11 protein-coding genes are annotated in these 11,834 nt (G+C 43.1%); 5 read left to right on the forward strand and 6 right to left on the reverse strand.

Features of this window, described 5'->3' with window-relative positions:
• Positions 1 to 124: 124 nt before the first annotated feature.
• Complete coding sequence (locus QUB61_RS27710; protein WP_333133958.1) at positions 125 to 805, forward strand: HAD family hydrolase; 681 nt, start codon at positions 125 to 127, stop codon at positions 803 to 805.
• 34 nt (positions 806 to 839) lie between these two features.
• On the opposite strand, the gene QUB61_RS27715 is transcribed toward QUB61_RS27710, so the two are convergent.
• Together QUB61_RS27715 and QUB61_RS27720 are read right to left on the reverse strand one after the other, a co-directional pair.
• Positions 840 to 1,994: an AAA family ATPase gene (locus QUB61_RS27715; protein ID WP_333133957.1), complete on the reverse strand. Its 1,155-nt coding sequence runs from the start codon at positions 1,992 to 1,994 to the stop codon at positions 840 to 842.
• Positions 1,995 to 2,261: 267 nt separating this feature from the next.
• Entirely contained in the window at positions 2,262 to 3,068 is an 807-nt protein-coding gene (locus tag QUB61_RS27720) for an RNA ligase family protein (RefSeq protein ID WP_333133956.1), read from the reverse strand.
• 110 nt (positions 3,069 to 3,178) lie between these two features.
• On the opposite strand from QUB61_RS27720, the gene QUB61_RS27725 reads away from it, so the two are divergent.
• The 4 genes from QUB61_RS27725 (at position 3,179) to QUB61_RS27740 (ending at position 7,339) form a co-directional block, all read left to right on the forward strand.
• Entirely contained in the window at positions 3,179 to 4,048 is an 870-nt protein-coding gene (locus tag QUB61_RS27725; protein WP_333133955.1) for a prohibitin family protein, read from the forward strand.
• A 236-nt stretch (positions 4,049 to 4,284) separates the two neighbouring features.
• Complete coding sequence (locus QUB61_RS27730; protein WP_190732048.1) at positions 4,285 to 4,704, forward strand: peptidylprolyl isomerase; 420 nt, start codon at positions 4,285 to 4,287, stop codon at positions 4,702 to 4,704.
• 611 nt (positions 4,705 to 5,315) lie between these two features.
• On the forward strand, positions 5,316 to 5,603 hold the full coding sequence (locus QUB61_RS27735; protein WP_333133954.1) for a transposase: 288 nt from the start codon (positions 5,316 to 5,318) through the stop codon (positions 5,601 to 5,603).
• A 1,022-nt stretch (positions 5,604 to 6,625) separates the two neighbouring features.
• Positions 6,626 to 7,339: a phytanoyl-CoA dioxygenase family protein gene (locus tag QUB61_RS27740; RefSeq protein ID WP_333133953.1), complete on the forward strand. Its 714-nt coding sequence runs from the start codon at positions 6,626 to 6,628 to the stop codon at positions 7,337 to 7,339.
• A gap of 49 nt (positions 7,340 to 7,388) precedes the next feature.
• Here QUB61_RS27740 and QUB61_RS27745 read toward each other — a convergent pair whose 3' ends face one another.
• The 4 genes from QUB61_RS27745 to QUB61_RS27760 form a co-directional block, all read right to left on the reverse strand.
• Entirely contained in the window at positions 7,389 to 8,513 is a 1,125-nt protein-coding gene (locus QUB61_RS27745; RefSeq protein ID WP_333133952.1) for a THUMP domain-containing protein, read from the reverse strand.
• A 403-nt stretch (positions 8,514 to 8,916) separates the two neighbouring features.
• Positions 8,917 to 10,263 carry a TldD/PmbA family protein gene (locus tag QUB61_RS27750; protein ID WP_333133951.1) on the reverse strand — a complete coding sequence of 449 codons (1,347 nt, stop codon included), beginning with the start codon at positions 10,261 to 10,263 and terminating at the stop codon, positions 8,917 to 8,919.
• 272 nt (positions 10,264 to 10,535) lie between these two features.
• Positions 10,536 to 11,444, reverse strand: coding sequence for a beta-1,6-N-acetylglucosaminyltransferase (locus QUB61_RS27755; protein WP_333133950.1), 909 nt, complete (start codon positions 11,442 to 11,444; stop codon positions 10,536 to 10,538).
• Positions 11,445 to 11,521: 77 nt separating this feature from the next.
• Complete coding sequence (locus QUB61_RS27760) at positions 11,522 to 11,707, reverse strand: hypothetical protein (protein WP_333133949.1); 186 nt, start codon at positions 11,705 to 11,707, stop codon at positions 11,522 to 11,524.
• Positions 11,708 to 11,834: the final 127 nt, after the last annotated feature.

Here is an 11,834-nt window from a genome sequence, read left to right on the forward strand (position 1 = left end):
TACAAACCTGTGGTTTGTAGTAAGAACTTTCGCCGCTGATTTACTAATTAATTAGTTAAGGACTTTAGTCTTTACTACAAACCAAGTTTTGGCAAAAACTCTAATAACAAAGAGCAAATAACTTATGGCATTGCAAGCAGTAATTCTCGATATTGACGGTACTCTGACGCTCAGCAATGACGCCCACGCTCAAGCTTGGGTAGAGTCATTTGCGGCTTACGGCTACGAGGTGCCGTTCGAGAAAGTTCGCCCGCTAATTGGCATGGGAGGCGACAAAGTTATACCCAAAATGGTATCAGGACTTTCCGACGAAGCAGGCGACGGGAAAAAGATTGCACAGCGGCGCAAAGAACTGATTATTAACCGCTTTTCTCCCGAACTTTCTCCAACCCCCGGTTCGCGGGATTTGCTGTTAAAAATGCAGCAAGAAGGATTGCGGCTAATTATTGCTACTTCAGCTACTACTGAAGAACTTTCCGGTTTGCTGAAAGCTGCACAAGTTGACGATTTATTGGAGCAAGCCACGACATCTAGCGATGCGGAAGCTTCTAAACCGGAACCGGATATTGTGGAAGCTGCTTTGAGCAAATTGCAAATGGAAGCGAGTCAGACTGTGATGTTAGCTGATACTCCTTACGATATCGAAGCTGCGGGCAAGTGCGGGGTGCCAGTAATTGCTTTTCGGTGCGGAGGTTTCGATGATGCTTCGCTGGCAAATGCTGCGGCAATTTACGATCACCCTGCTGATTTGTTGGCGCATTATGACGATTCTATTTTAGGGAAAAAGGAATTAGTAGCGCGTTGAAGTAATACGGGCGCTAGCGGGTGGATTGCCACTATTAAGCGCGATCGCTCACAATCCACTCTACCTGATGGGCTTCTGTGCGATCGGGAATATCCAGGCGGGCAGCTAATTTGCGAATGACTGCTTCCGGTACAGTTGCTGTGCGCGATCGATTCCGCTGCAATATTTCTTCTAGAGGTACTTCCAGATAAACAATGTGAATTCGCGCTTGATAAGCAGCAAAAAAATTAATTAATTGCTGCCTCATTTGTTTAGTTGTATTCGTGGCGTTCCACACAAAAGAACGCCCCTCATTTATGTATTCGCGCGCTCTTTGTTTGGCGGCTGTGACCACATTTCCAGGTGTTTCGTCGGGAGGGACATTCATCTCTTTTCGCAGTGCATCCAGCGAGATTACTGGTAAATCTGGGAGATTTTTCTGAATCCAATAATCTTTACCGCTTCCTGGCAAGCCAGACATCAAAATTACTTCGCATTTAGTGCCGTCAAATGCTTCGTAATCTGGGTTTCCGTTCTCTTTGCGGAAGTAGATAAATCGGCTGTGTGCTGAGGCGAATTGTCGGGGAGAATCCAAACAATTATTTTCTTGACAAAACTCCCGAAATAGTTCTATTTTATCGAGCAGTTCTTGTCTGTCGCTACACAGTCGGCCGCGCACGTCTGCTTCGGCTAAAAGTGCGAGGAAATCGCAGCGGACAACTTGACTGACTTTAATTACCGACTGCTGCGGGTTGGGTTTGTCGATCAGCCAGATGGGTAAACTGCCGAATTGGACGATCGCCACAACTGTTTCGCGAATCTCAAACTGCACAGGCGGCTCAAATTCAGATAAAATTTGTCTGACCATTCTCGCACCTTGGCGGGCGTGACCTTTTGAGCTAATTCTGCCGTCCGCTTCTATTTTTGTAAAGGCTGGTTTGGCGACATCGTGCAGCAAAGCGGCGGCAAAAAGTATCGATCGTTCTTTTTCGGGAAGTTGCCGCCAATTTGGGGATGAAATTAATGCTTCGCAGACCATTCTGGTATGAATTAAAACGTCTCCTTCGGCGTGATAAATCGGGTCTTGCTGACATCCTTTTAAGTTTTGAATCCAATCGAAATGATTTTGAATGCTGTCCCAATCCAAAAACCAATCGGGCGGTTGGGGACAAAAAGGAAAAGTCCAAGGCGGCGCTAACAGTGTATTCATAACTTTACTTGTTGGATATGACTGAACAACTCATCAGTCCTATGGAAAAGGACTTTAGCTTTGAGTCAGGGGTTTAAACCCCTGCCGGACTTCGGGAAACAGCGTGGAAATTTGACGCCAATGGTCGGCATTTCTTACTTTACTCACATCTTGCACCATTCTCAATTACTTGTTTAGGAACAGGCAAGATGCCTGTTCCACAATAAAACTCATTCTTTGTGGAACGGGCCGAAGAGCCCGTTCTTGACAATGGTGCAAGATATCTGTTTACAAACTAAAATTAAATAAATCGGCGCCTGGACGCAGAATATTCGGTATAATTGGGCGATTGAGCCAATGTCCTTCGGCATTTTTAATAGCAGTCAAAAAACTGGCACGCACGTATTTGTAACGCGCCTTTACTATGCCATCTTCTTCCACTTTAATGTACAGACCCTCCATGCGATCGCTCTTGTCAGTCTCTTTCAAACACCGTTCTTCATCTAATCCCAATTCCCGACTGTACAAACGCAACCGATCCAAATGTCCCGGTTGAATAAAATTAGATTTTTCCATAAACTGCATCATTTGCTGGGGCGATTTCAGCACTCCCGAAAACAGCACGGGAACTGACACTAACGGCAGTCCGCTTAACAACTTCTGGCGGGATTCTGTACTCAGAAATTGACTGGTTTCTAAGTCCAGCACATCGTATTCCATAAAATAGTGCGGCAAAAAATCATAAAAAACAGTGTGTTTGGCATAAAGCCATTCGCCGTAAAGAATGTAGCGATTTCCCAGCACTTCTCCCAGGGATCCGCTGAGACTGAAAGCCCACTGTTTGAATAAGTTAAAATGTTTTTCCCTCGGTCCACCGGTGAGATAGTGGCCGCGACTTTGCAGCAGCATTTGTCCGTCGGGTGCGAAGCTGATGCCTGTATTAGCGCCGTCTACCTTTTCTTCAATCACTGTCGGGCGATCGCTCAGGGCGCTAAATGGCACGCTGTCGAGGTCTTCATCACCCGGTTGGAAACGCGAACCTTCGATGTGATAAGTTCTAGGGTATTTAACAATTTTGAGCATCAGCCAATTCATTTTAGATTTTAGATTTGAGAGGCGACCCCATCCATTTTATATTTTAGAATTTAGAGGCGACCAAATCTATTTAACCATTATAATGGAATGAGCACAAAGGAGCGTGTAAGTTGAAAAATCAAAGTTTCCAGAGCATATCATCAACAATCGCTGGGATTATATTAGTAGGCGCGCTACTCCTCGGATTAAACTCTTTTGTCGTCATCAATCCAGGTGAAGCAGGGGTGGTCAGCATTTTAGGAAAAGCCACAGATGGAGCATTGTTAGAGGGGTTTCACCTCAGACCCCCGCTAATATCCAAGGTTGATGTGTACGATGTAACAGTGCAAAAATTTGAAGTTCCCGCCCAGAGTGCTACTAAAGATCTTCAGGATTTAAATGCTAGTTTTGCGATTAATTTTCGCCTCGATCCTGAGAAAATAGTTGAGGTCCGAAGGACTCAAGGAACTTTGGAGAATATAGTCTCAAAAATTATTGCTCCTCAGACGCAAGAAGCATTTAAAACAGCGGCTGCACTGAGAACCGCCGAACAATCTATTACTCAAAGAAGTGAACTGAAGCGAGACTTTGATACGGCGCTGAAGGACAGGCTATCCAAGTATGATGTAATTGTGCTCGATACGAGCGTTGTTAACATTCGATTCTCCACAGATTTTGCGAAAGCGGTTGAGGAGAAACAGGTTGCTGAACAGCGGGCGCAAAGGGCTGTTTATGTGGCTCAGGAAGCAGAACAACAGGCTCAAGCTGACATTAACCGCGCTCAAGGTAGGGCGGAAGCTCAAAGACTTTTGGCTGAAACTTTGAAGGCTCAAGGCGGCGATTTAGTGCTGCAAAAAGAGGCGATCGAAGCTTGGAGAAGCGGCGGTGCTCAGATGCCAAAAGTGCTGGTTATGGGCGCAGGTTCGAGTCGAGTTCCTTTCATTTTTAATATGAGCGATATTCAGGAAGAACCCGAGCACCCGCAAGTGACCAACCATTAAAATATGACAGAGGGTAACAAACCCGGTGTCTGGGAAAATATTGGCTTTGCTAACCAGAAATCTCGCAATAAACCGGGTTTCCTCAGAAAGCGCAAATAAGTTCTATGAGAGTTGCGGGAATATGCTACACTTCTGAAAGCCACAATATAACGACAGTTTGAAACCTGTCGCTATAAAAGCGAAGTCCGCAATTAACACGCAGGCAACACACTCATTTTAGGAAGTAAGGAAAAATCATGACCCGCGCTATTATGGAAACCGACAAAGGCACAATCAATTTGGAATTGTTCGATGCGGATGCGCCTAACACAGTGAAGAATTTTGTTGACTTGGCGGAAAAAGGTTTTTACGATGGATTGTCCTTTCACCGAGTCATTCCTAACTTTATGATTCAAGGTGGCTGTCCAAAAGGCAATGGAACGGGCGGCCCCGGCTACAAAATCAAGTGCGAAATCAACTCCAACAAACATTTGGCAGGAACTTTATCGATGGCTCACGCAGGCCGCGATACGGGTGGCAGCCAATTCTTTATTTGCCATTCTCCCCAGTCTCATCTAGATGGAGTTCACACAACTTTTGGCAAAACTGAGGATATGTCTGTCGTCAATGCTATCCGCCAAGGTGACAAGATTATTTCCCTCAAAATTGAGCATTAATTTCCAGTAATTAGTTGCGTTTGTAGTAAGGACTTTAGTCCTTATTGCAAACAAAATACTAACTCTAGCACTTCTTAGTAAAATGAGGGACGCCTGGTAATTGGTAACCGTTCCTGGCGTAACTCACTTACTTGAGAACCGCTATATATAATACTTTTTCCTTGAGTTGCTGAGGTAGCTAGGAATTATTGAATATTTATATCAGTATTCAACTAGAGATATAGCCTTTCGAGCGAAAGATGAGGTACTCATGGGCATAGGGCATAGGGCATAGGGCATAGGGCATACCTCACTTTTTTGATAACCGCTATATAATAAATTCACAAGTGTTGAATCTTAATAAATCTTCTCAAAAAAATGCCTTTAATCTGATAATAAGATGAAGGCATTAAAATTATTTAAAAGTAACTCAATGATATCCAAGTTGCCCAAGCTTCTCAAGAAATTTTAGGAAAGCTTCCCCAATCAGATTATCCAGTTCTGAGTACATTTAGATTTGTGTCTTTCTGGCTTAATTTTGCGCTCGCTCCTAGCTTAATGAGTATGAGATATTTATTTTCCCGCCTCAACTATCAAGGAATAAAAAGAGAATTACAGAAACTTTTTAATATTTGTTATGGCAACTAATTAAGGAAATCAATCAAAAGTGTAAATCGGACGACTTAGCGTTGTTTGCTTTAGATTATACCACAATTACCCTGACAAGTAAACTGCTATGGAATCAAGGAATCCATCAAGTAAAACTGTTTAGTGGAATCAATTTAATTAATTCTGAGTTGCCAGGAGTGAGCCTTCACTTCGGAAAAGGTCATGATAGCAAATATGGCAATGAAACTGTTGAGTCAATTCCGGCAAACGCTGTAGGTATAATGGATAGAGGATTTTTAAGTCATGATTGAATCAGAGAATTATGTAAAAAAGAGAAAGATTTTGTCCTCAGACTGAAGAATAATGAGAAATTTTAAATTTTAGAGGAGAGTCAATGTTGTTTAGGCGCTAAAGAGTTTGTATCGGGAATCAGGATTATAGCATTTTGTAACGGATAAAAGAAAAGTGAATATCGATTAGCAACCAACTTGCCCCTATCGGGAGAGCGCGGAATAACCAATGAATAAATCGGAGATATCTATCGAAAAAGATGGGAAATAGAGTGGCTTTGGAAGTTCTTAAAAAGGCACCTAAAGTTATACAGAATAATTACCCAAAATCACAACAGAATTGAGGTTCACATTTATATAAGTTAGATAGCTTATCTGTTACTAAATTTGAGAGAAATATCAGCAGAATTGATGGAAAAAATTAGAGATAAATTCCGATATCTTCAAGCTGTTATGTGTTAAGAAATTAACTATATATACTAGGAGATATAAATTAATATATTTCGGATAAATTTATGGTGTGTAGGAGTAATATCGACGAGAATATAAAGTTTTGTAACTGCCGACAATAATTGTGTAATAAATTATAACTTGGGATTCAAGATGGTTTGGCGATCGATTCGCCATCCACCTTAAGGCCAGTCCTGTCTGTAAATTTTTGTAAAAAATATACTGACCCGGAAAAAGTAATGATATAACCGATTCAAAAGGGTTTGGGAATGGATTCGCCATCCACCTTAAGGCCAGTCCTGTTTGTAAAGTTTTGTAAAAAATATACTGACCCGGAAAAAGTAATGATATAACGTATCTCATACGTACTCAGCCATAAAGGAAGGAAAATTAATATGCTCAATAGTAATATGTTCGATAGAGGTTTGAGAAAAGTAGCAAGAGAATCTTCGCTGCTCCAATCGAGTTTATCTTTTAATTGGAGAGCTTTCCAAGAGAGAAAAAAATTACCTCCACTTAGTCCGACAAATCAGTGTATTGTCGATGCGCTCAGGAAGGAAGGGGCTTTTATTACTTCTCTAGAAGCTTTGTCATTGCCCCTGACTGAAAAACTTTTGGAGGTAGCCAAAGTTATCTTAGCTAATAATCCAAAAGCTCCGGCTTTTGAAACTCAATACGTTTACCATGTTGATTCAACAAAAATTATAGAAAATTCAGAAATTTTTTTGTGGGGTCTTCAAGAGCGGTTGCTCGACATTGCTGAAAATTATCTTGGCGTTCCCGTTGCTTACCGCGGCCTATTTTTTCAGAAAGATTTCGCGAACGAACAGCAGGTACTTACAAGATTGTGGCATAAAGACCCGGAAGATCACCGACTTCTCAAAATAGCTGTTTACTTGAATGATGTGAATGCTGAAGGCGGCCCGTTTGAATATATTCCAAAGCATTTCAATTCTAAGTTAAGCTCTCTAAAAGGCAAACTTTTATTTTCTGATGCAGAAGTAGCAAAACACTTAGACCCATCAAATTGGGTTTCATGTACAGGGGTAGCAGGTACTGTTGTTTTCTTCGACTCTCACCATGTTTTCCATCGCGGCAAGGTGCCTATAAAGTCACACCGCGACGCAATATTTTTTAATTATCACTCCAGAAAACCGATCAAAGTGTTTTCAGATCACTGGAAGGCTCCTTTTTCGCCAGAGGAGTTGCTCGTGCTTTCAAAAACTCTTTCTCCAGACCAGAAAAAATGCGTTTTCTGGTGGGAAAAGGGTGCGGAGTCATTCCAGCCCAAGTTGATGGCTAGGTGAAACATTTAATCAAGGGAAGGGGAAGGGGAAGGAGAAGGGGAAGGGAAATTTAATACAGTTCATACTTCAGCAAGGTACAAGGAATCGACCCATTGAAAACAGGAATCCGGCGCGATGTCCTGAGTCCCACCTTTTTACCCAACTCCTTATTTCCCGTCAAAATAAACGCATTCCAACCTTTAAAACGCTGTTTGAAAATATCCCCCAACATCTTGTACAAATCTCCCAATTCGCTAGCATCTCCCAGGCGCTCTCCGTAGGGAGGATTGCAAATCAGAACGCCTCTGTCTGCGGGGGCTTCCAACTGAGATAACTCGGTTTGAGCAAACTGAATCTTACCGGAAATACCAGCTTGCTGCGCGTTCGTGCGAGCTTGAGTTAACATATCGGAATCGCGATCGCACCCAGCAATCACTTGTTTAAGTTCCGGCAATTCGCTGTTTTCAGCTTCGGCCCACAATTTATCCCACAAAGGTTCGTCAAAATCCCGCCAAGTCATAAATCCAAACTTTTCTCGAAACAATCCCGGTGCAATATTCAAGGCCTTTAAACTCGCTTCCAAAGGCAAAGTTCCAGAACCGCACATCGGGTCTAAAAACGGCAAATCAGGCGTCCATTCTGCCATCTCCAACAAAGCGGCAGCTAGGGTTTCTTTGAGGGGAGCAAGCCCCATTGCCGGTCGATATCCCCGGCGGTGCAAACTACCGCCAGAACTGTCTAAACTTAAAATTGCTCTATCTTGATGAATGTGAATGTTAATTAGCAAATCGGGATGCTCTACATCGACATTAGAACGCTTGTTAAATTGAAGGCGCTGTTGGTCGGCGATCGCATTTTTGACCTGCAAAGCTGTATAGTGAGTGTGGTTCAAATTTTCGTTGCCGCCGGTGCAGTTTACTGCTAAAGTATTGTCGGGATCTAAGTATTCGTCCCAAGGGATTTTCTGCACTTCGCGGTAGAGCATATCCGAGTTGTAACACCGGAATTCGGCGATCGGCATTAGCACTCGAAAAATAGTTCTCGACCACAGATTGACGCGGTACAATAAAGTGCGATCGCCCGCAAAGTAAACCCCAGTAAAATCAGGCTTGACATCCTGCGCCCCTAAACGTTCTAATTCTTGGGAAGCAATTGTTTCTAAACCGCGCGCAACAGTAGCAAAATATTGATTCATTGATAATTGGGAATTGGGAATTGGGAATTGGTTTTTCTCGATCGCCCTAAATTATATCAAATCCGGTACCATCGGAATTGTAAAATCGAGTCAACAGTCAACAATCACGGACAGTGCAACCGGAATCGCTCAAATTCATCTGCGTTAATCTGTGTTTATCTGCCTGTATCTGCGGTTAAAAAAAGAGAATGTATTAACCGCAGATGACAATGGATGGACGCGGATTTACGCAGATAAAGAGAAGAGAGATATGAATAATTCCGATACTAACAGATTTGATATTAGATAGTAGCTGGTTTAAATTTGTGAACAGGCGATCGCCCCAAGCCGCACCCAATCTACCTTTCCCCACACAAAAACCCATCTCCTCCGGGTGGGTTTCCGCGCACCTCACCCTTGCAAGTCACAAACTATCAGTAATACTCGTGAAATTAAAAGCTTTCACGCGCACTCCGGGCAGGACACTACCGCCGTAACGCTTCACCCCACTAACTGCATCCAAATCGCGCAACATATCAGGTAAAACTTGATTGAAACGCAGGTTTTTAATCGGGTAAGCAATTTTGCCATTTTCAATCCAAAAAGTACCGTCGCGAGTCATCCCCGTTACTTCCAATGTTTTCGGATTAACGTAGCGCACGTACCAAGCTCGACTGACAAAAATTCCTCGCTCGGTTTGAGCAATTAAATCTGCTAAACTTTGGTCGGAACCTGTCATCACGATCGGGAAATAAGCACCTTTTGCCTCTTTGCCTTTTTGTGCGGCCCAGTAGCGGGAATAAGACAAACTTTGAGGGACGCCATTTTTGATGATTTCCAAATAGTTATTGCTCAATCCGTCGCCGAAAAAAGTATTCGATCGCAGCAAAGGATGAGCCGGATCGCGCTGCACTTGCACTAACGGGCTAAAAAGTTGTTCCCCCGCGCGGTTTCCCGCTGGTTTTCCATCTGCACCGGCGATCGACATAAACGATCGCCCCTCATCCGCCGCCCTCGCATCCAGCCCCCAAATCACCCACGGTAGCAAGTCCGCAAAAGCAGCACCGTCAAGGATTACCGGATAAACGCCGGGAGGGATGGGGCGCGGGTTGCGGGAGGATTTCGCGCGATCGAGCACTTGTTCTGCTAATTGGGCGATGGGCAATTCGTTAATACTCCAAGCACTGCTCCTCGCCCAGCTAGAACCGTCTTCAACGCGAGCAGTCAAGCTGAAATCCGCCTTTGTAGATTGGTTGCAGGCGCGGAGTCCGGTTGACGAGGCGATCGCGTACAGCGACGCCTCAGCGCTCAAAGTACCCGAACCGTGAGCCCCCCCCTGTCCGGCAATTGCGCAAGCTTGCTGCACCATTTTGGCCCGCGCTAGAGGCGATACAGTTGCCGTTGCGGAGTCGAAGGCGGGCGATCGCAAATCGTAGGTTTGAGGCGGCAGCAGGGGCATCCATTCGGGGTCTGCCGGCGCAATTCTGGCCAATTCTTCCGATCGCTTGACTGCAGAGGCGATCGCATCTTCATCAAATTCTGTAACAGCAGCAGAGGCGCTTTTCTTGCCGAAATAGCTAGTAATGCTCAGGGTAAATACAGTTTTGCTGATATTTTGACTGATTTGATTTTCCGAGAATCTCGAAAGAGATTCTTCGCCAGTTGAGAGACTGACAAATACTGCCTCCGCTTCCGATTGTTTGACTACTTTTTCTAGTAAAGATAAGGCTTGGTCTTCACTTAAAATTGCGGGCGATGTTGTTAAAGTCATGATGGTAATCGCTAATTAGTAATTGCTAATTGGTAATTGCTAATTGGGCCTAGGGCATAGGGAATTGGGAATTGGCAATTATTTCAACTCACAACAGAAAACAGACTGCTCACCATAGTAGCTGGTTTTAATCCTAAGTCTCACAAAAAATTATCTAACTTAAGGTAAATGCCTTGAACCCACAAAATTTATAGGTTATAGGACAGCTTTGTTAGCAGATGAAGAGGATTTCTGACTCTTGGGGGTCATAGTCATCTGTTGGTGGAAAAATCCTATTTGCTCAATATCATTTCATCAATCATATCTAATATATCTGGGTCTATAGTCATATCAAACTTCCTGGCGAATAATTTGTCGGATTCCCTAATCTTTTCAAAATCCTTTTTCTCTAAATTCCTCGGATGGAGTGCGTTAACATCATCCCCCCAATCTCTATATCTCAAGTCATCGTTAATTATCTTGTCCTTAAAAGGTGAATTTAAAATCAGCGTTTGGTAAAATATTTCATCGGCACAATAAGTGTAATGAAAACGCTTAACAAAGTTGGTATTTTGCTTGACAAAATCATCGATCCATTTTACACATTCTCCTGTTAAGCACCAATGAAAAGAACCTCCATAAAGAGGAAAGCTTTCAAAAAATTTCCGCTTTTTAGGTAAAGGCCAAATCAAAACTGAATATAAGAAAGATGCAATAGGAGATTTAAACTCGCGCTTTTCTGGAATACAAAAATGTATATCATTCCAGCGGATGTGCCAATATTCTACTCTTCTTAAGCCGCCACCTTTCCATTTAGTACAAGGTAGTGGAAAATACTCGAGAAATTCTCTCCCTTTATTCTCTTGCAAAAACTTCGCGATCTGTTCATTTGATTTAATCAAATAGTCTTGAGCCGATAAGTGGACAACATAATCAAAGTAGGTACCTGTTTCGACTATTGATTTAATCCCTTCAAGAGTAGCTTTTACAAGTTCAAAGCTTGCCCAGGCTGATTTGTATCTCTTTATAAAATAGACATTGGGAAAATCCTTGAGTAGAGTAAACATCTGATGATAAATTGTATTATCTACTTTTTTATCTATGTGTATAAAAAATGCAACATCATCTGTATTCAGCGTAGAAATCAGACGCAGTAATTGTTCAGGATACTTATGTGCCAAAACTATATAGGCTATTTTCATAAAAAACTCCTCAGGAGGTAAGTAAATTTTTAGTTATTGTTTTGTAAGGTGCTTCTTTAAAGGTAAACCAGATATTGTCACGATTGGGACGCATTGTCAACTAATCTGAACTTGTTGTGCTTGTAAGCAAACGCCTCGACTCGTTGCGTGCGGGTGCGCCGATTCAACCTATAGCCCAACTCTGCCAGCACGTCATAGAGGTCGCAGTCTTCCAAATCCTCCACCGTCGGCACCACGAAGGGAGAACGCCCCCCATCGAGCAATTGAGCTCACCCCTGTCTGCGTTAAACTGGCTGCAGGCGCGGAGTCCGGTTGATATCGTTTCCGGTTGCATCGGAATGATAAAGTCAAGGTCAATAATCCCACATTCCCCGACTCCCGACTCCCGAC

The organism is Microcoleus sp. C2D2 (assembly GCF_036702495.1).
Taxonomy (GTDB): domain Bacteria; phylum Cyanobacteriota; class Cyanobacteriia; order Cyanobacteriales; family Microcoleaceae; genus Microcoleus.

Coding starts and splice junctions, on each gene's coding strand:
- QUB61_RS27730 (WP_190732048.1), top strand. CDS start 4,285: ATGACCCGCGCTATTATGGAAACCGACAAAGGCACAATCAATTTGGAA.
- QUB61_RS27750 (WP_333133951.1), bottom strand. CDS start 10,263: ATGACTTTAACAACATCGCCCGCAATTTTAAGTGAAGACCAAGCCTTA.
- QUB61_RS27720 (WP_333133956.1), bottom strand. CDS start 3,068: ATGAATTGGCTGATGCTCAAAATTGTTAAATACCCTAGAACTTATCAC.
- QUB61_RS27755 (WP_333133950.1), bottom strand. CDS start 11,444: ATGAAAATAGCCTATATAGTTTTGGCACATAAGTATCCTGAACAATTA.
- QUB61_RS27710 (WP_333133958.1), top strand. CDS start 125: ATGGCATTGCAAGCAGTAATTCTCGATATTGACGGTACTCTGACGCTC.
- QUB61_RS27715 (WP_333133957.1), bottom strand. CDS start 1,994: ATGAATACACTGTTAGCGCCGCCTTGGACTTTTCCTTTTTGTCCCCAA.
- QUB61_RS27745 (WP_333133952.1), bottom strand. CDS start 8,513: ATGAATCAATATTTTGCTACTGTTGCGCGCGGTTTAGAAACAATTGCT.